Below are 23,935 nucleotides of genomic sequence, written 5' to 3'. Positions count from 1 at the left end.
TATTTTGACAAGGTTACACTGGTTCTTTTATGTTGTTGCTGCAGTTTTTTTGTTTTTAACTATTTTCCTGCTTATATTTTTCCGCGACCCGGATAGAAATATAATCCAGGATGAAAAGCTGATACTTTCTCCTGCGGACGGTACAGTCCTGAATATAGTCAAAACCGGCGGCCTGCAAACTGTTGAAATATTTATGTCGCCGCTCAATGTTCATGTTCAGAGAGCCCCTGTTGATGGAACTGTCAGTTTGGTCAAGTACAAAAAGGGCGCTTTTCTTCCGGCATACGTTCCTAAAGCCTCAGATTTGAACGAACAGAACGTTATAACCATTAAAAACAACGTTTTAGCGTTAGATGTGAAACAAATAGCAGGAGTGATGGTCCGCCGTATTGTCAGTTATGTTAAAGAAGGCGATACGGTTGTTCAAGGGCAGCGCATTGGGATGATAAAATTCGGTTCTCAGGTTGATATAACCTTCCCTGAAAATGTAGATATTAAGGTAAAAGTAAAAGAGAAAGCAAAAGCAGGGATCACGATAATCGGAGAAATTAAATAGGAAGTACCCCATACACTTCTTAGCGTGTAGCATGGGGTATTAAATAGGACATAAGAGGTAATTATGGGTTTTGGAATTTATATAGCGAGTATCTTTACCGTAGGTAATCTTGGTATGGGTTTTTATTCGATTATCAGTTCAGCCCAGGGGAATTACTCTACAGCTGCCTGGCTGATAATGGCAGCCATGGTTTTTGACGGATTGGATGGAACTATTGCCAGGGTCACCAAAACAACCAGCTACCTTGGTATAGAACTTGATTCTTTTGCCGATATTACTTCTTTTTGTATAGCTCCGGCAGTGCTGATGTATTTCCTTGTCCTAAAAGACTATAAACTCCCTGGTCTTGCCGTGGCATTTCTGTTTGTCGTTTTTGGAGCTCTCAGGCTTGCAAGATATAATATTAAATCCTTTGAAGCGAAATCTTTAGTCACATATTTTGAAGGCTTGCCCAGCCCGGCGGCAGGCGGAATTCTAGCTTCAATTGTGCTTATATTTGGTGTTTTTCAAAAATTCGAACAAGGCGTAACTACGAAAACAATACCCCTGGTAACCGACAGGGTCCCTTATATATTCCAGTTTATGCCGTTAATTATGCTGGTGTTAGGCTTTCTTATGATTACTAAACTTCGTTATATAAGTTTTTCAAAATCAAAGATTTTCAAAAAAATATCACTGAGAACGTTCATTTTGATAGTAGTAGGAGCGCTGCTGATATTATCTTACCCGGAGAACATGATCTTCATAATCTTTTCGATCTATGTTCTTTCGGGGGTAATCGAATTTTTGTGGAGAATAAATAAAATGCAGCACGAAAAAAGGCGCGAGAAATTGAATGGGGATCAATAAGGAGAAAAAATGAAAAACAAAATTATAATATTTGATACTACACTCAGGGACGGGGAACAGTCTCCCGGAGCCAGCTTGAATGTAGAACAAAAAATCGAAATAGCTCACCAGCTTGCAAGGCTTGGTGTAGATGTAATGGAAGCAGGTTTTCCTATTTCCAGCCCGGGCGATTTTGAAGCTGTAAAAGCCGTAGCTAAAGAAGTAAAAGGGCCTATTATTGCAGGTTTGGCCAGGACTATAGAAAAAGATATTGAGGTTTGCGGTATGGCGATAAAGCCTGCCAAAAGAGGCAGAATCCATACGTTTATTGCGACCAGCGATATCCATCTTAGGTACAAACTTAAAAAGAGCCGCGAAGAAGTTCTTGAAATTGCAAAACGCGCGGTAAAATATGCCAGAAAGTTTACTGATGACGTAGAGTTTTCGGCTGAGGATGCGGGCAGAAGCGATTTTGACTATCTTTGCAAAATTGTTGAAGAAACAATTAATGCCGGCGCTACAACGATAAATATACCGGACACGGTAGGTTATGCGATTCCAAATGAATTCGGCAGCACAATTAGAAGACTTATCGAAAGAGTTCCTAACATTCATAAAGCTGTTTTGAGCGTGCACTGCCACAACGACCTCGGTCTTTCTACAGCAAATTCTATTTCAGCTGTGATAAATGGAGCCAGGCAGGTTGAGTGTACTATCAACGGAATTGGTGAGCGCGCAGGTAATTGCAGCCTTGAAGAAGTGGTAATGATTCTTAAAACGAGGCAGCAATTGCTAAAAAGCTACGGGATAATTCTTCCCGGTATAGACACTACCCAAATCTACAAGACAAGCAAGCTTGTTTCAAGCCTTACCGGCATTTCCGTACAGCCCAATAAGGCTATAGTGGGCTCTAACGCTTTTGCGCACGAAGCAGGAATACATCAGGACGGGGTACTTAAAAAAAGCCTTACTTATGAGATAATGACCCCTCATTCCGTCGGAGTTCCTTCAAATAATCTCGTCCTTGGCAAACATTCAGGCAGGCACGCTTTTTCCAAAAGGCTTGCCGAACTTGGTTTGAAAGTCGATTCAAAGAATATCGACTCTCTTTTTGCAAAGTTCAAAGAACTTACTGACAAGAAAAAATGCGTATTTGATGAAGATATAGCAGCCCTCGCTGAAGAAAAACTTGCCGGAGAAACGGAATTATTCAAACTTGAATATTTCCATACTTCATCCGGTTCAGGCGTAATACCTACAGCGACAGTTAAGTTGGGTTTTTGCGCGAATAAGAAAAATATAAGCCTGCAAGAAGCAGCTTACGGCGACGGCCCTGTAGATGCGGCTTATCATGCTATAGACAAAATCGTATCAAAAGAACTTAAATGGAAATCTGTTCCTAAGTTGATAGATTATACTATTCATGCGGTTTCAGGCGGAAAAGACGCTTTGGGCGAGGTTATAGTAAAAGCAAATTATTCCGGAATGACTTTTACGGGCAGAGGTTCTTCTACGGATATTATTGAAGCAAGTATAAAGTCGTACTTGAACGTGATAAACAAAATAGCACATGCAAAATTTAAAAAGGGAAGCGTGAAGCCTATATGAAACAAACTATAACGCAAAAAATATTGGCAAAACACTCAGGAAAAAAAGAAGTCCATCCGGGTGAATTTATCGATGCAAATGTGGATATTGCTCTTGGAAATGACATTACTGCGCCCCTGGCAATTAAGCAGTTCAGGGAAATCGGAGTGAAGAGTGTCTTTGACAAAAATAAAGTTGTAATAGTCCAGGATCATTTCACGCCGAACAAAGACATAAAATCCGCTGAACAATGCAAGTTCGTAAGAGAATTTGCGCATGAACAAAAATTGAAAAATTTCTTTGATTGCGGCTCAGTCGGGATAGAACATGTATTATTGCCGGAACAGGGCCTTGTCGGGCCCGGGCAGGTTGTAATAGGCGCGGACTCTCATACCTGCACTTATGGCGCATTAGGGGCATTTTCAACAGGCGTAGGTTCCACAGACCTGGCGGCCATCTGGTCCAGAGGAAAGGTATGGCTTAAGGTTCCGGAGACAATCAAGTTTGTCTATAAGGGTAAAAGGAAAAAATGGGTTTATGGCAAAGACCTGATTCTTTATACAATCGGAAAAATCGGTGTTGATGGAGCAAATTACAAATCAATGGAATTCACAGGCGAGGTAATAAGAAGCCTTCCCATGCCGGAAAGGCTTACCATGTCCAACATGGCTATCGAGGCTGGCGGGAAAAACGGTATTATCGAGCCTGATGAAATCACTTTGAAATATGAAAAATCAAGGTTTAAAGGCAGGATGGAACTTCACAAATCCGATGCTGATGCGCAATATTGCGACATCGTAGAAATAGATGTTTCTAAAATGGATCCTCAGGTCGCTTTACCGCATCTTCCTGAAAACTCAAAATCAGTTAAGGAAGTTAAGAATATTACAATAGACCAGTCAGTAATAGGTTCATGTACTAATGGCCATCTTGAAGATTTAGAGATAGCTGCAAAAATCCTTAAAGGAAAAAAAGTTCACCCTTATGTGCGCCTGCTTATTTTCCCGGCAACCCCGGCGATTTACATGCAGGCAATAAAAAAGGGATACATTGAAACTTTTATAAAAGCGGGGGGAATTGTTAATCCTCCGACGTGCGGGCCCTGCCTCGGCGGCCATCTTGGCATATTGACCAAAGGCGAAAGGTGTATTGCTACAACTAACAGGAATTTTGTCGGCAGAATGGGTGATCTTGAAAGCGAGGTTTATCTTTCAAACCCCGCTGTAGCTGCAGCAAGCGCTATAAAAGGCAAAATAGCAGGCCCGGAAGAGGTATAAAATGGCAGAAAGACAGGAAGCAAAAATAGTCAGAAAGCCCCTGAAGGTAGTTGTATACCTTTAAAATGAAATTTATGAACCTTAACAAAACGCGCATTTTGGCTATAAGCCCGGAATCAGAACAAGAGGAGTAAGCGAGTAGGGGGGGAATAATATGATAACTGGAAAAGCAATAAAATATCGTGACAATATCAACACTGATGAAATAATTCCTGCAAAATTTTTAAACCTTCGGGAAAATGATGAATTGGGCAGGCATTGCATGGAAGGGATAGATTTAGATTTTTCAAAAAAAGCTAAGAAAGGCGATATTATTGTAGCCGGAAGGAATTTTGGATGCGGATCTTCAAGAGAACATGCGCCTGTTGCCATTAAAGCTGCCGGAATTTCGTGTGTGATAGCAGAATCTTTTGCCAGAATTTTTTTCCGCAACTCAATAAATATCGGTCTGCCGATTATTGAATGTAAAAAAGCCGCACAAAACATAAGCGAAGGCGATAATATTGAAGTAGACCTTCAAAACGGGAAAATAAAGAACCTCACGAAAAATGAGGAATATGCTTTCATTGCTTTCCCTGAATTTTTGCAGAAGATTATTAATTCGGGCGGTTTAATACCTTACCTGAAGCGCGCTGTAAACGCATAAAAAATTTATCTTAAGAAAGAGAGGAAGAAAAGATGAAGACTTACAAGATTGGAGTATTGCCAGGAGATGGAGTAGGCCCGGAGATTATCCATGAAGGAATGAAAGTGCTGGAAGCTTCTTTAAAGAAAGAGAAGGTAACCTGCGAGTATGTTGATTATGATTTTGGCGCAGAAAGGTATTTAAAAACAAATGAAGTTTTGCCTGATTCAGCTCTGGATGAATTCAGAAAACTTGACGCGATATACCTCGGGGCTGTGGGAGACCCGCGGGTAAAACCGGGTTTGCTGGAAAAAGAACTGCTTCTGAGAATCAGGTTTACGCTGGATCAATATATAAATCTAAGACCCGTCATCAATTACCCGGGAGTATGGGTTCCTGTAAAAGACAAAACTGATAAGGAAATAGATTTCGTAGTAATCAGGGAAAATACAGAAGGCCTATATTGCGGCATCGGCGGCGTTTTTAAAAAAGGAACCACTGATGAAGTTTCTACCCAGATTGAGCTCAATACTTATAAAGGCGTTGAAAGATGTATCCGTTATGCTTTCGAGTACTGCAAAAAACGCAATAAAAGAAAAAAACTTACCATGGTTGATAAATCTAACGTGTTAACTTACGGCCACGATTTATGGATAAGGACCTTTGATACAGTTGGAAAAAAATATCCGGAAATAACAAAAGACCATGCTTATGTTGACGCTGCCTGCATGTGGATGATAAAAAATCCGGAATGGTTTGATGTTATTGTAACCAACAATATGTTCGGTGACATCATTACAGATCTGGGTGCCATGGTCCAGGGCGGGCTTGGTGTTGCTGCCGGCGGAAATATTAACCCGGAAGGTGTTTCAATGTTTGAACCAATCCACGGTTCTGCGCCTAAGTATACCGGAAAAAATGTAATCAACCCTATTGCCACAATAGCAGCCGGAGCGATGATGATGGAAACTCTCGGCGAAACAAAAGTTGCCGACAACATTGACCGCGCAATCAGAAAAGTGCTTGCCAGCGGCAAAGTTAAATCTATGGATGCAGGCAAGATGGGATTCTCGACTTCAGAAATTGGTGATTTAATAGCAAAGGAAATATAAAATGAGTCTGGGGTATTAAGAAGGTAATTAAATGGATAGAAAATACGGAGTTGGAGTGGTCGGCATAGGTTTAGTCGGCTCGGAAATGGTAAAAGTACTCGAGCAGCGTAACTTCCCTGCAAGGGAAATAAAGATATTTGCTACTCGCGAAAGAGAAGAAGAAATCAACGGAAAAAAATATAAAGTTGAAATAGCAAATGATAACTCTTTTAAGGGGCTTGATGTCGTGCTATTTGCAGGAACTGAAGGTTCAAAAGGCGCTTCAAAACAGTGGGGTTGGAAAGCTGTGGAATCCGGCGCCTATGTTATTGATAATGGCGACGATTTTAGAATGGATGGCCGCTGTCCGCTGGTAGTTCCTGAGGTTAATGCTCACCATTTAAGTAAAGACAAAAAATTTATTGCAAACCCAAATTGCTCTACCATACAAATGGTGGTTGCTTTAGCGCCGTTACATCGTTATAGCAAAATAAAAAGAATAGTTGTTTCGACATACCAATCTGTATCAGGTACCGGCAGAGCAGGTGTTCGGGAGCTTTATGAACAGTCCAAAGAAACCGCGGATTCGTATCCCGATATTAAAGTAGTGAAAACAAAACCCGCTGCCTATCCTCACCAGATTGCTTTTAATGTTATTCCTCAAATAAGCGGCATAAGCGAAGACCCTGCTTTTTCTAACTATTACAAAGAAGAAATTAAAATGGTGAAAGAAACCAGGAAAATACTTGATGCTCCGGGGCTGAAAATAACCGCCACTTGTGTAAGGGTTCCAGTTTTTTCAGCGCATTCAGAATCTATAAATGTAGAATTTGAGAAAAAAATTACTGCCGCGCAGGCCAGGGAAATCCTTTCGCAGGCTCCGGGAGTAGTGCTTATGGATTTGCCGGAAAAAAGCATATACCCAATGCCTCTTGCTATTGGCGGCAAGGATGAAACCTTTGTCGGTAGAATTAGGGAAGATGTTTCCTGCGCCAACGCGCTGGACTTATGGGTTGTAGCAGACAACGTCAGAAAAGGCGCTGCGCTTAACGCAGTTCAGATAGCAGAAACATTAATTTCAAAAAAACTATTGTAGTTTTTTGCTGTTACATGTTTTTAACAACAACAGTATTTTTAAAATAACACTTGAAGTTTTGCGGAACTCGATATATAATGAGATTGGCATGAAAAAGATAATAATAAACGCAGACGATTTCGGGTTAACAGCTAAAATCAATCAGGGGATAATCTCTGCTCATAAAAACGGTGTTGTTACCAGCACGAGTATAATAGCTTCTGATTACTCGTCTGCGTTTGATGACGCTATAAGATTAGCTAAAGAAAACCCAAATCTTGAAGTAGGTATCCATATAGAACTTGATAAGTTTTTCAATGTTGACCAGACAAAAGGAGTTGTTTACAATTGGGTAACCGAACCGGCTCCGGTTGAGCAAGTAAGAAATGAAATCAGAAGTCAGATTGCCAGGCTTAAAAATGCAGGAATTAACCCTCCTCACATAACAAGCCGCCATCATGTTCACTTAAGAAATGAACTTATTCCCGTTGTCGTTGACGTTGCCAGGGAACAAGGCATTAAAATAATCAGGTTTGCCAGGAGATTTTTCTCTCACAACGGCGATTTCAACAGGCATAAAGCGTTAATTGAGCAAAATCAGATTATATTTCCTGAACATTTTATTGAAGGCTGGTATTGGGGTAATATTGATGAAAATTTTTCCGTGGCAGAACTTGCCACTCATCCGGGTTATGGCGAGCTTTGGAGAGAATATGAACTCACGGCTTGCTGCAATCCCCAGCTGAAATCTTACCTTAACGAAAAAAATATCCAGTTAATAAAATTTCTAGATCTTCTTAACCAATAAACCTCGCTAATAAACCAATCTCAAAGGTAAAAAGTTGAATCTCTGGAGGAACACGATGAACAAAATAATGATTAGGGTCTTTTTATGGGTCGTTTTATTTTTTACGGCAATTCATGCAAATGCAAGTGCAAGTGAAATTAAGAATTTTCTATCCGAAAAATCCCAATTCACCCCGGGCCAAATAACCCAAATAGATTCGCTTATTAACCTCGCTATAAGCGAGAAATTACCTGAAGATTATTTGTCTTTAAGAACCCGGGAGGGGATAGCTAAGAATGTTCCTTTTGAAATTCTTTCAGAAGTGATAAAAGAAAAAACTCTTACGCTAAGAATTTCCAGGGAACTTTTAAACTCGCGTTTCGAAGCCAAATATGTAAATAAAGAAAAGATTAAATTGCTTGCGGAGTATCTTGACAGGGGGCTTACTATAAATAGTTTTAATGAGCTTACCAGGGAAGCAAAATATAAAAATGTGAACATTGATAAAACACTTGATTTGTTAAATTTGTTTATTCTGCTTAAAGAAAAAAATGTCGAGCGCAAATATGCCGCTGCAGTATTTGTGTCTTTGCTGGAAAAAGATTTTTCGATAAAACAAATTAATGAGGCTGCAGAATTATTTATTTTCGCATTTACAAAAAAAATTGAATTTGATGAAGCTCAGGAAATAATATTAAGCGGTATAAAATCAGGAAAGAGTCCGTCTGAAATAAAGGGCCAGTTCAGAAAAAAGATATTGAAGGAAATAAAAGAAGAAATGAAAGAATATGATAAGGATAAAAGGCTTTTGGAAGGAACTCATTGATGGATGAACAAAAGATAAAGGTATATATTAATGAAATCCTTTCAGGGAATCAGGATTCATATAAATTCCTGATAGAGGAATACAAGAATTCTGTTTACAATCTTGTATTTAAGTTTTGCGGTAATTGCAACGACGCAGAAGATATTACCAGCGAATCTTTTGTAAGGGCTTATAAAAATATAAAAGCGTACAATATTGAGCGGTCCTTTAAAAATTGGCTGTTTTCAATAGCAGTAAACGCTGCAAGAGATATGCTTCGGAAGAAAAAAAATCTGACCGCTTCAATTGATGCATCAATATTTTTAGAAGAATCTGAAATCAGGGTACAGTTTAGTGATGAGTCAGGGAACCCGGAAACTTTGCTCTTTGATAAGGAAGAAGCTGAAAGAATATTAGCCGCTATAAATGTTCTTCCTGAAAAATACCGGATTGTAATTATATTGAGATATCTGGAGAATCTTTCTTATGAAGAAATATCAAATATAATACAAAAACCGCTTGGTACCGTGAAGACCCGTATACATAGAGCGCAAAAAATATTATCAAAAAACCTTCCTGAATAGCTGTTACCTGCCTGTTACAAGCATTGCTAATTTATTCTTGGTGAAACTTTTATCGTTTTCAAACGTATATATAGGTGAAGGGAGGATGAATGACAAATCCAGAAATCGAAAAGAAACTAAGTATACTGCCTTCCTATCTAAAAAAACAAAACGCACCCGCATATTTAACCTCCAAAATTATTCAAAGGCTTTCACTTCTGGAAAAACCAAGACAAACAGAAGGGTTTTCTTTTTTTGTATTAAGATGGAGTTTGGCAATTGCAGCATTATGGATAATCGGCATATCGCTTTTCTTCAAAATGGATACTATAAATAAGGTAAAAGTGAAATTTGTCGTAATAAACCGGAATGCCGAAACAATTTCTATTGTAGGCGATTTTAATAAGTGGGATAAAAACGCAAATAAACTTATTAAAAATGGCGATAAGTGGTTGCTTGAAATGAACCTGCGGCCCGGAAGATACCAGTATATGTTTGTTGTAAATGGAAGTGACTGGGTGACTGACCAGAAAGCGCGGGAAATAATTGATGATGGTTTCGGGCAGTCCAATTCGATTCTTGATACAAATAGCGCGCAAACGGAAAAAATATAAAAGTGATTTTTGTCACACTGTGTTGACAGAATAAGAAAAGCAGGTTATAATAATGGCAGACATGATTAACAAAAACACACCGGTATTTAACTCGCAAAAAAACCAAACTAATCTATATCCTGGATTAAATCAATCTTATTTTAGGAGGGAAAAAATGTTTAAAAAACTATTTTCCGTAATGTCTGTCGTATTTTTCGTAGGTATCTTTTCAACAGCTATGGTGAATGCCGACCCGGTTACACTCGCAAGTGATAACCAGGCAGTAGATTTTGACACGCTTCCAGACATATTAACATTTCAGCCATGGTCGACAGCTTCATCTGATTTGCACTTGTTTTTCAATACAACTTACGATTTCTTGGAAGTAAAACATGAAGACGGTATTAAAGATTTGGGTATTGTCGCTTCGTCGGCAGCTTTTGAAGGCATAAACACTTATGATCCCTCAGGCGCAACTGCAACTGCGCAGCCTTTGCAGGGACATGCCTATACATTTAAAACCACAGATAATATCCCAGTTAAAATTCTTATTCAAAGCGCTACACCAACAAGCCATGGCGCTGTAACTTTTATTGCGGCATGGAATTATATGGCGGGCGGATTTACTATTTCCGGAACCATTTCAGGTGTTTCAGGTCCCTTGGCCGGTGTTCCAGTATCTTTGTCAGGCACTGTAAATAAATATGAAAAAACTGATGATGGCGGGGCGTATTCATTTACCGGGTTAGCAAATGGCCCATATATGATTACAGCGGCACTCGCGGGTTATAATTTTGAACCATATTCACACAATCCGGTTATTGCCGGTTATGACTTGTCTGGAATGAGTTTTTTTGGGACGGTTAATGGCGGCGATAATCAAACGGGCCCCAATAAGATTTTTGGTAATATAAATTTCAACGGCGCTTCGACCACAAAAATTTATGCAAGAGCAGGATTTGGAGACCTGAATGGTATTTACCAACAGATAGGCGCCGGATTCAATAGAAATGGCGCTGGATATTATGACCTGCTGAGTCTTCCTGATGGCAATGGATATTATGTAGAAGTATTTGCAGATTTAAATAATAACAATATGCCTGATATGGGCAGTGAACCCAGAATCATCCTGGGGCCGTATAACCTTAACAGCGGGAATATGCAGCAAAGAGTTGATGTTACCCTTCAGCAACAAGCCTCGCAGGATGTTCAGGCTAGTACTGTTATGGTTACCATTAAAGGAAGGGTGCACTTAAACACAGATATGGCTACTCCTTTTGGCGATGTTGCTATTTCTTTGATGGACCCGGGGGAATATGGCAATGGCGGAGATTTTAATAGTTATATATTCGTCGCAAGTGTTACCTCAAATGGTTCTTACTCCGGGACCACCCCTGAGGATTATAATTTTGAATTCGCCCCTATGAATGTTAAAGTTTCCTATGCAGGCAATCCGTACAACTATCAGTTAAAAGCAAATAAAGCCGGTTATAAAATATCCTACCAGGGGCAATCTTTTATAGGTTCGGATGCATCCACAGAAAAATATTTTGATATCAACCTGGCCCCGAAACCGGAAGTTTCAATTGCAAACCTAAAAATTTCTCCGACAATCATCAGCCCTGATAACGATGGAATAGACGATCGAACCCAGATTTCTTTCACTTACAAGGTTAAAACAAATATGCCGTCTGGTGAAAATGGCGCAATAATGAAGTTTGTTGTTGATACAAATGGTAAAGCCGGATTCCAGCCGATGAATAACAACATTTTTATTTACACAACAGACAACAGAAGGTTTATGAAGAAAAATCCTACTGATTTCATCGATATGCAGAGGCCTGATTATTCAAAATTAATCGGCCCTATCAGTCAAGAGCAATACGGTCAATTCGCGTCATTGTTTGATTCAACCCTGGATTTTTGGACTGATGGCTGGTCCATGACTTGGGATGGGACAGATTTCTTTACTCAGGATTTTCTTATGAGTTGGGAAGGAAGAGACAATGCAGGAAACCCCTTAAAGAATGACAACTTCGCCGCATCACTTATGGTTTTTGACCAACAGCAGGATGTAGACGCAGTACCAAATTTTTCAACAAGCATACAGATTACTATAAAAACTTCAGTGATCTATGGTTTAGTTACTGACGCAAATGATGCCCCTCTTCCAGGTGCTAGAATTCAGGCAAACGGCCCTATGGGCGGAAGCATGGCTTTTTCAGGCAAAGACGGAAGTTTTGTTGTTGCCGGATTAAGGCCCGGAGATTTTAATCTTGAAATTTCAAAAGATGGTTATATTATGGCGCAGTTGGGCAATTCACCTAACCCGGGAATCAAAGTAACTGCCGGTGGCGCAACCAATGCCGGGACAATTGAGCTTAGCCAGGGAATTACATTATCAGGGTTGGTTAATTTGCCAAATCCTCCAAAAGCCGGCGAAATGGCAAATCCTTATGGCGGTGGCGGGATGATTTTTGACCTTTGGGGAAACGTTGAAGTGTGGAATATGAACGGCCCCGGCTGGTACAGAAGTGATTTCAGAATACCTCTTTCTTCGACTCTATATTTATCAAGTATAACAGCTTCTTATAACATTTCTCTTGAACCCGGGATTTATAGCATGAAAATCAGAGTTCCCGGATATGCCTCACAAGATGAAACAGTAGAAATAAAAAGTGCGGGTGTTACAAAAGATATCAGTTTAGTGAAATCAGTTCAGGCAAGAGGTATTGTAAGCTTGCCGAGTCTCTTTCTTTCAACTGCATCAGCACAGGAGTTTCTTGATGAGACCGGAAGGAATAATCTCTGGATTAATCTTAGTGTTGAATCTTTTGACAGAAAAAGCAGAACCGGTACTTGTGTTGGTTTCCAGCAAAACGATCTGCTTAATGGGGCCACAGCCGCTGAATTTACTCTCGACGGCCTTCTGAAAAACACGTCTTACCATCTCTATGTAGAATCCGCAGGTACATTTGCGTGCAGTAAAATTGATTTTTATTCAGGCAACCCTGATTTGGGGACAATTAATCTTTCCTTCGGAGTTACTTTAACCGGCGCAATAATCATACAGGATGACATAACCGCCCTGATGTCTAATAACAACAATAACGGCGATAATAATGGCGGCTGGCCCAATGGCATGATGAACATGCCCCCGGCAGGTGTTCCTATACAGTTAGGGTTGAGGTCCATGCAAGATAATTCATGGAATTGGAATCAGGTTTACATAACAACCATCAGTTTCCCGTCAATTGCTAACTATAAGGTAAGAGGCCTTTCTTCCGGGACTTACGAAATTGACCTTGAGGGAATTGGTGATGTTGATGTAACTCCTGACGCTGAGCATAGAACAGTGTTTGTTGGATTAACTGATACAGTCAATCCTAGCACTATAACGCTTAAAAACCCAACAGGTACATTACGCGGCAAAATAATAAACAATTCGGGAAAGACCATAGTTATGAACAAGATTACTGTAATGATAGCTTACCCAAAGGCAGATGGCGGAAAGCCCAAGTTTGCAGTGCCTGATGCTAACGGAAATTTCACTGTAACAGATCTTCCTACTGGCCAAGCGGTTATTTGGACATCTGAATTTGCCACACCTCCTGGCGAAGGAAATCTATTTGGTATTCCATCAGGAAATTCCGGAACTTCGTGGATTTTACTGAATACCCAAAGCGGAACAACAACTTACCTGAATATTGACCTAAAACCCGCTTCAACTTTGTATATCAAGGTTTACGGGACTACAGCAATGCTCGATGATATTTATGCAAAAACTACCACATATACTGGTGTTCAGTCACAAAACCGTATGGGTTTTGGATTGGCGCGCGTCCAATCATTATTTATGAGAAAGGTTGCAGAAGACCTGGTTTCTTCAATGCAGCAAAAATATGGATTTATGCCGGAAGTTCAAATGAAAATGCCTGGCGTAAAAGAAATATCTGTTACGGCTGCATTTTCTGATAGGGGCTCTGATGCAAATGGTACTTTCATAAGGTTTGTAGCAAACGGCCTTGAACAAGGTGTTTACTACGCTTATCCTTTAGTTAACAGGGATCTCTATTCTAGCGGCAATGAGAAGGCAGTAAACTACCCTTATGCCTGTATTCCTTCGGAGACTTTCCAGCTCTTGGGAGCAAATGAAACGAAAGAAGTTGTTTTCACCATGTCTGCCGGTGTAAGTTTAACCGGTTCAATCAAAAGGCCTCAAGCTGGTGTTTCAGAAACTATATCAGTTTCACTCAGAAAACCTTCTACCGGTGAAACTATTGCAACAACTTCTGTTGATTTCTCATCCGCAAATAGTGTAAATCTTACTTCAAAATCCTTTGGTTTTGAAAAAGTATCTCCTGGGAAATTTATAATCGTTGTTCAGGCGCAAAATTATAAAGTTTACAGTAATAGCATCGAAGTTTCTGCTTCAGCGTTAGCCTTACCCCAGATTGAATTGAAAAAAGGCGCTTCAATTATCGGTTCTCTTTTTGATGAGACCGGTAAAGCCGTAAGCCAGAATGTGCTTGTGGAATGCTGGGCTTATCCTTTTGTTGATGGTTCTTACAGAGCTACAAATCAGCCAGGAGTTACGATTTCTTCAGAAACTTCCAGTTTGGGCCAGTTTACTCTGCCTAACCTTCCCGGCGGTACTTACATGTTAAAGATTACCCCTGAAATTGGCGCAAAAGTAAACTATATGGTTACCTCAAAAGCTGGTATTACGGTTCCCGAGAGCCAGTCTGATGTTGACGTTGGAACAATAAAACTTAAAAATGGAACTTCAATTTTAGGAAAAGTATTTGGCAAAGGAAATGTTGCCCTATCAGGAGTTCAAGTCAGGGCCTATCCTTCAAGTGTGCAAGACAAACAAGGCAATAAAATAAATGCAACTTCAGACGATAAGGGTATTTTTTCACTCAGAGGGTTAAATGCATCGATTAAAAGCTGGGAAGTTAAAGTAAATGTGCGCCCGGATGATCCTACAAAGTTCACCGATGTTCAGAAAAAATACGGTGTAAAAATATTGGTTGTAAAGGATATAACAACAGCTGCTTCGGTAATTAAAAGCGGTATTGCCTCAGTTTTCCTGGAAGAAACAAATGCAAAAGTTCAGGGTACAGTAGTTACTCCCGGTGGTGAAAAGCTTATTATGCCGTTCCAGATTGAAGGATTGCAGTTTGAAGATTATCCTGCGGCGCTGGTGTTACTGCAGTCGCAGTCAGACCTTTCCAGCGGCGACCCGATGTCAGGCATGAAGATAATAACAAATGTTGACGGTTCCTTTGAAATAAAAGGGCTTGTAGCAGGCAAATATTCAATAAAAGTATTTGCAAAAGGATTTGCAACCTACAGGCAGGACATTACTGTAGAAGCTAATAAAACATTGGATGTCGGTAATCTCGCTCTTACAGCCGGGTTATCAGTCGGCGGGACCATCAGGACCCAGGTAGGGACTAAAATATCGCAATCTGATGCTTCTATCGTAGTCGCTGCTACAAAAGATTTTTCAAAAATAGTATTCGGCGCGCTAACAATCAACCCTGTAACCTTAGAAGTTGACAGATATGATATTTACGGTGTAGAACCGGGCGTGCAGTATTATATTGTGCTTGTACAACCGGAGTTTAATAAAGTTTTTGTTGATCCGGGTATCGTTACCGTGGCTGTTTCTTCAGAAACAAAAAATGTTATTTACACGCAGTATGCTCCGAACTTTGAAACGAAGTCATTTAAATTAACTCTGCCTATCAAAGCATTCAAGGATATTGGTTTTACAAGAATAAATATTCCATTGGGTTCTAGCGAAGACTTGATAGATATTGCCAATCTTCCCAATGAAATTGATCTTTACTATATCTACGGTTATGCCACTGAGCCTTTAAAGGAAGAGAGCATCACTGAAGTAGTTACAACAATGACCACTTCAGGTGTTTTAAGGCCGCTTTCGACCGCAGAAGAAAAATTTGCTGACAACAGAAAAGAATTCCTTTTTGTTTACATTCCAAACGGTCAGGAAATTACTAATGGTTACTTTCAGCTTAAATTCACAGGTACAAGCTCTAAGGGTTTGACCGGCGAAGCGGAATATAAATTTTATCTTGGTGAAGACGGTAGAAGCGAAAAGATTATCAACCCGATGGTAGGAGGAAACCTTACTCTTGGTTCGGGTGATGAATCCGGTATAGATGTCCCTGCGGGTTCAATTGATGATGAAGTTGCGTTAACAAGCGGCACAAAAGCTTTCTGTGCCAAATACAATAATGAAACAGTTGGTGCAACCAAACTCGGCAAATATTCCAGAAAATCTTTCTCTTCTCCAATCACATGTTTCAGTGCGGATAAACCAGGTGTTCAGCTAAGCGACATTTATGAAATGCAGGTTCGTTTAGTGTCCGGGCCTTTGGCAACAATTTCACAAAATACTCCGATATCTGTCAAAATCCAGATTTCAACTTCGGCTCTAGACTATAATGAGGCAGACCTTAAGTTGTATAATTACAATGAAACAACTAAAAAATGGGATGCTGCAACAGGGACTCCTACAATTGACTGGTCCAAGTTTACATTAAGCTTGGGTGTAAAACATATGTCCAAGTTTGCAGTATTCTATGTTGCAGGCGGTGGTAATGGCGGTGGAAGTGCAGACGCAGCAGCCCTAACCATGAAAGATGCTTATGTGTACCCAAATCCTTTGAAGGGCGGGAGTTTAACTGCAGATGCAATCTATCAGGCCGTAGCTATTACTTTCAAAAAACTTACTGCTGAAGCAAGGCTTAAAATATTCAATATTGCCGGCGAATTGGTATTTGATAATGTAAAGGCAAATGACGCTGCCGTCGATACACTCATCTGGGATACAAAGAACAAGAGCGGTGAAAAGGTAGCCAGCGGCGTATACGTTTACCTGCTTACCAATCCAAAAGACAGTACTGATAAAAAAATAGGTAAGTTAGCGATAATTAGATAAGGAAAAACCCTGCATTGTCAGGGTACGCAAAGAGAGGGTATTATGAAAAACAAACTAATGGTTATTGCAGTCTGTTTATCAATGTGCGCAAGCTATGTATTCTCAGCCAAAATAGCAAAAGTTGTTGTCAGTGAATCGCGCGGCAAAGTAACGGTTAAAATTAATAAATCATCCGGCTGGATAAAGTGTTATCCAGGCATGCTTTTAGATGAAAATGCAACAATAAAAACTGATTCAAGGAGTAAAGCGACTATCATTCTTTATGATGGCAGCAGGATATCAGTAAACCCCAAATCAGAATTGTTATTAAAAACCTTGACCGACGGCCAAAAAGTCTTAGAACAAAAATCAGGCAAAATCAGGTTCAAAATAGCAAAACTCCTTCAAGGAAGGACTTTTGAGTGCAAAACTCCTACGGCTGTCTGCTCTATCCGGGGCACTGATTTTACACTTGATGTAAATGATAACAATGAAACGGAATTGAAGGTTTTTGAAGGCCTTGTAGCCGCAGCTAAATTGGACGGTACTGGCGGGGAATTCCATGTGGGAGCCAGCCAGAAAATGAGCTTTGTAAAAGACTTGCCGCCTAATGCGCCGACTTCTTTCAGCGGTGATGACAATAAAGATGAATCAAATTCCCGCAAGGAAGAGATGAAACTTGCTGTTAAAGCAGAAATCAATATGGACTTGTCCCAAGAAGCTGTTCAACAGATGGCAGCTCAGGAAATGAAGCTTGCACAATATCAAGAAGGTAAAACTGTTATTGATGTTTTTGGTAAAAGAGTAAGAATAGAAGAATACTTGGTTCGTGGCGATGAAGTAGGCCTGCAACCAAATCAAGTAAAGCTTGTGGTTGTCAATAGCAGAAAGGACAGGTTTGACTGGTATCAAAGAGTTGCAACATTCAATGATGTAGTGCCTGCAGATATGAAACTTGCAACAAAATGGATGGATTGGACAAAAGGCGCTACACTGCCAAGTTATTATACAGTTGCAAATGATATGGGTGCAAGCAATACAGTGGATAACATCAAATATGGCAATGCAGGTGGTTCTATTGTAGCTGGGGTGGATGATCCTTGGCAGCTTCAATACACTAATTTTTACTTCAAGATTAAAGATTCAACAATGTATAATGGAGCTCCTCTGGCACCAGTGAGAACTGTTTACCCGGATAAAATAGAGGATGTTGTTCCTGGTTTTGGAAGCGGCATGATAACAACCACCTTTCCTGACGGTGACAAAATGCATTCAAAACAAGATACTACTTTTTCCGGGATATCATATTCAGAGGATTATTACTCTTTGGATGATTATGGCAAAGTACCGGATTCGGAAACCTACTTAAAAGACCCTATGAAATATAACATGGAAGCTGTTTTTAAGTATGATAATTTTACCGGAAAAGATAAAAAGATAGATTTATGTGTTGCTCCTAAGCTATTTACAAGTGCTGGAATAAAGTAAAAAAACTTTGTATAATAATTTAGGCGATTACCAGTACGGACTGAACTGGTAAATTTAAGATTGGCTAATGTTTTTATAAAGGGGAATTTATAATGCTGAAAAGAATTGTTTTTTTTGTTGTTGCCGTGATTTGTTTTGTTTTGCCGTTATCTGCTTCAGATATTACCACTGTTTTCAATGTAAAAGCTCTTTTAGGGCAGTATGCTTTTGAAAAAGAATCAGGTTCGTATAATGGGAACTTGAATATTGATTTTGTTCCTGCTATCAAATTTAGTGATAAGTTTTCTCTTTTGCCTGCTTTTTATCTTGGATATAATGGCGTAAAAGATGTAACGGAATTAGTAGGTGGTGGTACTTTAGTCCAGCAATCAGCTGATTACAATATAGCGCTAAAACCGATTATCAATTTATCTAAAAATGTAAAATTAAGGGCAAAAGTCGGTTATATGAACCAACTATTTCAGGAAACAACTGACGAGACTTGGGGGAAGGGTTTGTTTGATTATAATAAAGTAACGGCAGGCGCGGATATTTCGCATAAGAACATTACAGCTGGATACAGTTGCTATACAATTGTTTTTCCTAATTACAACACTTTAGCTGAAACAGAAACCAAAGAAAAATACGGATCAGAACTCTCCAGTAGTTCTGTAGGGAAAAAGATTTTGGATTTTTCAGCGAGTGAAATTTCAGCTTACGGTAAGATTTATCCTTTGGATAGTTTTGTTATTGATTGGTCGTTCGGTTACAATTTAAAAAGTTTTGCTGATCAAAAAGTCATCACGGAAATAGTTAATGTTTATAAACCAGAAAATAGAGCTGATAATAGCATTGCGGTTAGCGTATTCCCTTCGATTGCGTTGATTCCTGCTGGACCGGTAACGTTATTAGGCGGGTTAAATGTGTCTATGATTAATTACAATTCCACTCAAAATCATTACAACGTAAAAGCCACTTCACAGGATAACCCTTATACGCCAAAATATTATGATTATTCAGAAACTCAGATAGCGCCAGTTGTTAGTTGTTCTTTTAATACAATTCCTCTTAAAGTTGACTTGTCCTATCAAATGGGTTCAAGAAAATACACAGAGCGGTTAGCGCAGGATTCAGCAGGCACCAATTTGGCGGATAAGACAAAAACTGACACAAATTATCTTTCTCTCGGTTTGACTTATCCATTATTTGAGAAAATGAGTCTTAAAATGTTGGTATCGCAATTTAATTCTGTTTCAAATATGAAATACGAACAGGTTTACAGATATAATTACACCACGAGTAATTATTTTGTAGGGGTAACGTACGAATATTGATAGAAGAACCTATAAATTTGGATAGGGGGTGTTAGAGATGTTTAAAAAACTGAGTTTAGGATTTTTAGCAGTGTGTTTTGTTGTAAGTATTTCTTTCGCAGGCGGGAAAGGTACTGCAGGAGGCCAGTTTTTAAAGATTATCGGCGGAGCCAGGCCGGCTGCTCTTGGCGGAGCTTTTGGCGCAGTTTCTGATGATGTCAACAGTATCGGCGCAAATCCAGCAGGTTTGGCTTATCTGCCTAAATCTGAAGCGGCTGCGACCTATACGGTTTGGTTTCAGGATATAAAATACAATTATTTGGCGTTTGGCATGCCTACAAAGATGGGTACGTTCGGGCTTGGGATTAATATGCTTTCAGTCACAGGCATTCCCAAAACTGATAATATCGGAGCTTATGTCGGCGGCTCTACTGCTGAAACCGCAACGAAATTCGGTGAAAGCGATACAGCCATAACACTTGCTTATTCGAAAGTTCTTTCGGACAGTTTAGGATTAGGTTTAAATTTGAAGATTATAAATATGTCCATTGATGACAAAAGCGCTTCAAGTTTTGCGGCAGACCTAGGCTGTTTGTGCAAAGTTTCACCAAAGCTGGATTTAGGTTTGGCTTTGCAGAATGCTGGCGGCACGATAAAGTTTATTGATGTTGCAGACCCGCTTCCTATGAATTTGAAAATTGGTTCAAAACTCCAGGCAACTGAGAAACTTATGGCTGCATTCGACGTTAATTATGGAATCAGCGACAGCGTTTCCACTGCAAATCTTGGAGTAGAATATGCCCTTGCACTTGGGGATAAAACCAAACTTCCTGTAAGAATTGGGTATAATTCAGGTTTAGCAGATGCTGGCGGCACCGCAGGTATTTCTGCCGGTGTCGGGTTTACTCTTAAGGATTCCTTCGGTTTTGATGCTACCTGGGCTCCTTATGGAGACCTTGGCGACACAATGAGAGTAGGATTAAAATATAGTTTCTAATACACCCAATTTATATATTATCCCATTATTACGTAATAATGGGACTTAGCACTGTGCCCAGAGATGACCTCCTACCAAATGGGGGTCATTTTTTAAATAATCATGAAAAAACACATAATCATTTTTTTAATTATTTTTATTTTCAGCAGTTGCCTGATTTACGGGCAAGATATTCTTATTACAAACATCAAAATTAGTAATACAAATGGCACTACCCAGGCTGAAATAGACTTGAATGACTTAATAAAAATCAAGGGAATCAACATTAAAAAAAATGAAGGTAAAACATTATTGGAATTCCCAAGTTACTCAACGAAAACCGGCAGGGTTTATGAACAAGTGAAAATATTAAGCAAGACTCTTTATAGCCAAATTATTGAAGCAATAAATAAACCGGCGGAGAAAGCCGCTAAAAATTCAAATCAGGAAATGGGTTTTGAAATCTCAAAATTTTATAAGTATAATAATTCTAAATCAAAACTTAAAGTATTTGCGGAAGTTGCTTTTGGTCAGGCAATATCAATAGAATGCAAGATATTTGAAGGCAAATCAGGCCCTTGGGTAGGCTGGCCTGAAAGAAAAGAAGGGAAGAATTGGGTAAAAATAGTATTGTTTAAGAAGGAATTTAAAGAAAAAATTGAAAATGTTCTTTTACAGCGGTATACTGCCTTAAAAGATGAGTCCAGCCAGGGTTGGGAATAATATTTGACAACAGGGTTTTTTTTGAATATAATTAAACTCGATTTTGGGCTCCTAGCTCAGCGGTCAGAGCGGTTGGCTCATAACCAATTGGTCGGGGGTTCAAATCCCTCGGAGCCCAGTTACGGACGACTAGCTCAATTGGTTAGAGCGTACGGTTCACATCCGTAAGGCCACAGGTTCAAGTCCTGTGTCGTCCAATTAAAATTATCGGGGAAAAAGTGAACGAAAAACTAAATCAGGATCTGGAATTACTAATTAAGCTTCAGGAAATTGACCTCGAATTAGATAGATACCAGGAAGAATGTATTTTTATTCCTGCGGAAATAGAGAAACAAAAAGAAGAAATTGGTGCCATAAAGCAGAGATTTGAAGAAAAAAAGAAAAACATCAAAGAAATGCAGGCCAAGTATAAAGTTCTTGAGCTGGATATTGCCTCCAAAGATGAAGCAATAAAAAAGCAGAAGACAGACCTTAATGTAGTAAAAACCAATGAGCAATACAAGGCCCTGCAATCACAGATTTCAAAAATCGAGCAGGAAAAAGGCCAGATAGAAGAAGAAATCCTTAAAGCCATGGATGAAATAGATACTTTTAATAAAAATGTAAAAGACGAAGAAAATAAAATAAAAATTGAAGAAGGCATAGTAAACGATAAAATTAAAATATTGGAAGAAAAAAAGAAGGAATTTGAAAATAAATTTACAGGTTTGGAACAGGAAAGAAAAACCATAGCGGATACTGTTTCACCGTCTAACCTTAAAAAGTATGAGCATATCCGCAGCAAGGGAAAAGACGGGCTGGCAATTACTTCTATCGAGAATGAAAATTGCGGCAGCTGCCATATAAAACTGACGGCTCAGATTATCAACGAAGTTGCAAAAAATCAGGCATTGATTATTTGCGACAATTGCTCCAGAATTCTCTACATACCTAAACCAATCTAATCCAAAAATATAAGGGGATGAACGAAGGGTTGCTCTGATCCCGCAAGGGCATTGGAGAGGAAAGTCCGGGCTCTCTTCTTTGTTCAATAGCAATATTGAACGAAAAAACAGGTAATGGGTAATACCCATACGCCGTAAGGCGCGAGGTGCGAACAGAAACGACCCGGTTAAGTCCGGCTGAAACGGCTAAATCCTTACTTGGGTGCAAGTCCAGAAGTAGTAGGACGCATGATCCGGGTGGCAACATCCGGACAAGAGAAATAACCCTTGTTTCCTCGAAAGAGGAGATACAGAACTCGGCTTACAGTTCATCCCTTTATTATTTTTGCCCGCCAAAAAATTATTAAAATCAAAACTCAAAAATTCCCCTTGATTTATTTAAAATCCTATAGTATAATAGTGGAGTGAAGTGGTTAATAGTGGATATTAATGGGGAGCTATGGCTTTTACCGGACAATACAAACACGCGATAGACAACAAAAACCGCTTATTCATTCCCGCAAAATTCCGCCAGGGAATTAAAAATTTTTATGTGACTATAGGCCTTGACGGCTGCCTCTATCTTTATCCTGAACAATCCTGGAATAAATTAATAAATAAGTTTGAAAACCTTTCATTGAAAAACAAAGCTCATGAGCGCGCTTTTAAACGCGCTTTTTTTTCGGTCGCAATAGACCTGCAGGCGGATAAAATGGGGAGAATTCTTATCCCTCAGGATTTAAAAAAACAGGCAAAAATAAATAATAAAGTTATTGTCGTAGGAGTGCGCGACAGGGTTGAAATCTGGTCGCAGGAATCCTGGAATAAATATTATAGCAAAGCCCAGGGTATATTTAATAAGTTGGCTCCTGAATTGGAAATATAATCCTATGGCGGAGCATGTTCCAGTTCTTTTAAACGAAGCAGTTGAATATTTGAACGTAAAGCCCGGAGGAATTTACGTAGATGCAACCCTGGGGTTAGGCGGATATGCTAAAGAAATCCTGAAAAAAATAGGCCCTGGGGGGCTGTTAATAGGGGTGGATAATGACAAAGAAACAATTGTGCTGGCAGAGAAAGAAATTCAGAAAACTGCTGAAAGGTATCAGGTCGTCAATGATAACTTTGGAAACCTTGAAGAGATACTAAAAAACACGGGATTTCCGAAAATTGACGGCATCGTTTTTGACCTGGGTGTTTCAAGTTATCAACTGTCAAAACCGGAGCGTGGTTTTAGCTTTAATTCAAAGGGCCCGCTCGACATGAGAATGAATACAATAGGCCATTTGACGGCGTTTGAGGTTGTTAATGGTTATCCACAAGAAAAGTTAACTGAAATATTTAAGGATTATGGCGAAGAAAGATGGGCAAAAAAAATCGCAGAAAACATAGCTCAAGCTAGGCAGGGGAAAAGCATAGAAGATACTTTAGAATTATCAGAAATAATAAAAAGCACAATTCCAAGGAGATTTTGGGAGAAACATTTACACCCTGCAACCCGGGTTTTTCAGGCCATTAGAATAGAGGTAAACTCAGAGCTGGAAAATCTCGAGAAAGCTTTAAATGCATCACTTGAATACTTAAAAAATGGGGGAAGAATAGTTGTTGTTTCCTTCCATTCGCTTGAAGACAGGATAGTTAAACGATTTTTTCAGGAAAATAGCGATAAATTCGAAATATTGACCAAAAAACCTGTTTTGCCGGCATCCGGCGAAATAGCGATTAATCCAAGAGCCCGCAGCGCAAAATTGCGCGCTGCTATTCTGAGGTTGTCCTGAAAAATGCAGAAAACCT

General features: G+C 39.5%; 19 protein-coding genes, 2 tRNA genes and 1 other RNA gene. All 22 read left to right on the top strand.

Annotation, left to right across the window (positions count from 1 at the left end):
• The coding region (locus KKH91_07005) for a phosphatidylserine decarboxylase (GenBank protein MBU0952549.1) at positions 1–556 on the top strand (556 nt) is incomplete at its 5' end.
• A gap of 63 nt (positions 557–619) precedes the next feature.
• Positions 620–1,405, top strand: a complete 786-nt coding sequence (gene pssA / locus KKH91_07000) for a CDP-diacylglycerol--serine O-phosphatidyltransferase (protein MBU0952548.1) — start codon at positions 620–622, stop codon at positions 1,403–1,405.
• Positions 1,406–1,414: 9 nt separating this feature from the next.
• The gene (locus KKH91_06995; GenBank protein MBU0952547.1) at positions 1,415–2,992 is read left to right on the top strand and encodes a 2-isopropylmalate synthase; all 1,578 of its coding nucleotides are present in this window, start codon (positions 1,415–1,417) and stop codon (positions 2,990–2,992) included.
• The gene (gene leuC, locus KKH91_06990) at positions 2,989–4,248 is read left to right on the top strand and encodes a 3-isopropylmalate dehydratase large subunit (GenBank protein MBU0952546.1); all 1,260 of its coding nucleotides are present in this window, start codon (positions 2,989–2,991) and stop codon (positions 4,246–4,248) included. Before KKH91_06995 ends, leuC begins: the two co-directional genes overlap by 4 nt.
• 154 nt (positions 4,249–4,402) lie before the next feature.
• Positions 4,403–4,894 carry a 3-isopropylmalate dehydratase small subunit gene (gene leuD / locus KKH91_06985; protein ID MBU0952545.1) on the top strand — a complete coding sequence of 164 codons (492 nt, stop codon included), beginning with the start codon at positions 4,403–4,405 and terminating at the stop codon, positions 4,892–4,894.
• A 32-nt stretch (positions 4,895–4,926) separates the two neighbouring features.
• On the top strand, positions 4,927–5,985 hold the full coding sequence (locus KKH91_06980; protein MBU0952544.1) for a 3-isopropylmalate dehydrogenase: 1,059 nt from the start codon (positions 4,927–4,929) through the stop codon (positions 5,983–5,985).
• Positions 5,986–6,016: 31 nt separating this feature from the next.
• A complete protein-coding gene (locus KKH91_06975; protein ID MBU0952543.1) occupies positions 6,017–7,060 on the top strand; it encodes an aspartate-semialdehyde dehydrogenase in 1,044 nt (347 codons plus the stop codon).
• An 88-nt stretch (positions 7,061–7,148) separates the two neighbouring features.
• On the top strand, positions 7,149–7,847 hold the full coding sequence (locus KKH91_06970) for a ChbG/HpnK family deacetylase (protein MBU0952542.1): 699 nt from the start codon (positions 7,149–7,151) through the stop codon (positions 7,845–7,847).
• 55 nt (positions 7,848–7,902) lie between these two features.
• Positions 7,903–8,652 (top strand): hypothetical protein, encoded by a 750-nt coding sequence (locus KKH91_06965; GenBank protein ID MBU0952541.1) that lies wholly within the window; start codon positions 7,903–7,905, stop codon positions 8,650–8,652.
• Complete coding sequence (locus KKH91_06960; protein MBU0952540.1) at positions 8,652–9,215, top strand: sigma-70 family RNA polymerase sigma factor; 564 nt, start codon at positions 8,652–8,654, stop codon at positions 9,213–9,215. The genes KKH91_06965 and KKH91_06960 overlap by 1 nt, the downstream gene beginning before the upstream one ends.
• 89 nt (positions 9,216–9,304) lie before the next feature.
• The gene (locus KKH91_06955) at positions 9,305–9,808 is read left to right on the top strand and encodes an isoamylase early set domain-containing protein (GenBank protein MBU0952539.1); all 504 of its coding nucleotides are present in this window, start codon (positions 9,305–9,307) and stop codon (positions 9,806–9,808) included.
• A 154-nt stretch (positions 9,809–9,962) separates the two neighbouring features.
• Entirely contained in the window at positions 9,963–16,760 is a 6,798-nt protein-coding gene (locus tag KKH91_06950) for a carboxypeptidase regulatory-like domain-containing protein (GenBank protein MBU0952538.1), read from the top strand.
• Between the two features lie 42 nt (positions 16,761–16,802).
• The gene (locus KKH91_06945) at positions 16,803–18,227 is read left to right on the top strand and encodes a FecR family protein (protein MBU0952537.1); all 1,425 of its coding nucleotides are present in this window, start codon (positions 16,803–16,805) and stop codon (positions 18,225–18,227) included.
• Positions 18,228–18,319: 92 nt separating this feature from the next.
• A complete protein-coding gene (locus tag KKH91_06940; GenBank protein MBU0952536.1) occupies positions 18,320–19,540 on the top strand; it encodes a hypothetical protein in 1,221 nt (406 codons plus the stop codon).
• A 37-nt stretch (positions 19,541–19,577) separates the two neighbouring features.
• Positions 19,578–20,516: a PorV/PorQ family protein gene (locus KKH91_06935; protein ID MBU0952535.1), complete on the top strand. Its 939-nt coding sequence runs from the start codon at positions 19,578–19,580 to the stop codon at positions 20,514–20,516.
• Positions 20,517–20,618: 102 nt separating this feature from the next.
• Positions 20,619–21,218: a hypothetical protein gene (locus KKH91_06930; protein MBU0952534.1), complete on the top strand. Its 600-nt coding sequence runs from the start codon at positions 20,619–20,621 to the stop codon at positions 21,216–21,218.
• 45 nt (positions 21,219–21,263) lie between these two features.
• A tRNA-Ile gene (locus KKH91_06925) sits at positions 21,264–21,336 on the top strand.
• Between the two features lie 5 nt (positions 21,337–21,341).
• Positions 21,342–21,415: transfer RNA gene (locus tag KKH91_06920), tRNA-Val, on the top strand.
• Positions 21,416–21,436: 21 nt separating this feature from the next.
• Positions 21,437–22,162, top strand: a complete 726-nt coding sequence (locus KKH91_06915) for a hypothetical protein (protein ID MBU0952533.1) — start codon at positions 21,437–21,439, stop codon at positions 22,160–22,162.
• A 13-nt stretch (positions 22,163–22,175) separates the two neighbouring features.
• An RNA gene (gene rnpB / locus KKH91_06910) (RNase P RNA component class A) lies at positions 22,176–22,482 on the top strand.
• A gap of 119 nt (positions 22,483–22,601) precedes the next feature.
• Positions 22,602–23,027: a division/cell wall cluster transcriptional repressor MraZ gene (gene mraZ, locus KKH91_06905; protein MBU0952532.1), complete on the top strand. Its 426-nt coding sequence runs from the start codon at positions 22,602–22,604 to the stop codon at positions 23,025–23,027.
• Positions 23,028–23,031: 4 nt separating this feature from the next.
• On the top strand, positions 23,032–23,919 hold the full coding sequence (gene rsmH / locus KKH91_06900) for a 16S rRNA (cytosine(1402)-N(4))-methyltransferase RsmH (GenBank protein MBU0952531.1): 888 nt from the start codon (positions 23,032–23,034) through the stop codon (positions 23,917–23,919).
• Positions 23,920–23,935 lie beyond the last annotated feature (16 nt).

This window comes from Elusimicrobiota bacterium, assembly GCA_018816525.1.
Lineage (GTDB): Bacteria > Elusimicrobiota > Endomicrobiia > CG1-02-37-114 > XYA2-FULL-39-19 > OXYB2-FULL-48-7.
This window is presented reverse-complemented; position numbering and strand designations above follow the sequence as displayed.

Bases quoted from the DNA above. Each gene is read 5' to 3' on its own strand.
- KKH91_06945 (MBU0952537.1), top strand. From the start codon at position 16,803: ATGAAAAACAAACTAATGGTTATTGCAGTCTGTTTATCAATGTGCGCA.
- KKH91_06930 (MBU0952534.1), top strand. From the start codon at position 20,619: ATGAAAAAACACATAATCATTTTTTTAATTATTTTTATTTTCAGCAGT.
- KKH91_06950 (MBU0952538.1), top strand. From the start codon at position 9,963: ATGTTTAAAAAACTATTTTCCGTAATGTCTGTCGTATTTTTCGTAGGT.
- leuC (MBU0952546.1), top strand. From the start codon at position 2,989: ATGAAACAAACTATAACGCAAAAAATATTGGCAAAACACTCAGGAAAA.
- KKH91_06975 (MBU0952543.1), top strand. From the start codon at position 6,017: ATGGATAGAAAATACGGAGTTGGAGTGGTCGGCATAGGTTTAGTCGGC.
- KKH91_06935 (MBU0952535.1), top strand. From the start codon at position 19,578: ATGTTTAAAAAACTGAGTTTAGGATTTTTAGCAGTGTGTTTTGTTGTA.
- rsmH (MBU0952531.1), top strand. From the start codon at position 23,032: ATGGCGGAGCATGTTCCAGTTCTTTTAAACGAAGCAGTTGAATATTTG.
- leuD (MBU0952545.1), top strand. From the start codon at position 4,403: ATGATAACTGGAAAAGCAATAAAATATCGTGACAATATCAACACTGAT.
- KKH91_06965 (MBU0952541.1), top strand. From the start codon at position 7,903: ATGAACAAAATAATGATTAGGGTCTTTTTATGGGTCGTTTTATTTTTT.
- KKH91_06970 (MBU0952542.1), top strand. From the start codon at position 7,149: ATGAAAAAGATAATAATAAACGCAGACGATTTCGGGTTAACAGCTAAA.
- mraZ (MBU0952532.1), top strand. From the start codon at position 22,602: ATGGCTTTTACCGGACAATACAAACACGCGATAGACAACAAAAACCGC.
- KKH91_06980 (MBU0952544.1), top strand. From the start codon at position 4,927: ATGAAGACTTACAAGATTGGAGTATTGCCAGGAGATGGAGTAGGCCCG.
- KKH91_06940 (MBU0952536.1), top strand. From the start codon at position 18,320: ATGCTGAAAAGAATTGTTTTTTTTGTTGTTGCCGTGATTTGTTTTGTT.
- pssA (MBU0952548.1), top strand. From the start codon at position 620: ATGGGTTTTGGAATTTATATAGCGAGTATCTTTACCGTAGGTAATCTT.
- KKH91_06995 (MBU0952547.1), top strand. From the start codon at position 1,415: ATGAAAAACAAAATTATAATATTTGATACTACACTCAGGGACGGGGAA.
- KKH91_06960 (MBU0952540.1), top strand. From the start codon at position 8,652: ATGGATGAACAAAAGATAAAGGTATATATTAATGAAATCCTTTCAGGG.
- KKH91_06955 (MBU0952539.1), top strand. From the start codon at position 9,305: ATGACAAATCCAGAAATCGAAAAGAAACTAAGTATACTGCCTTCCTAT.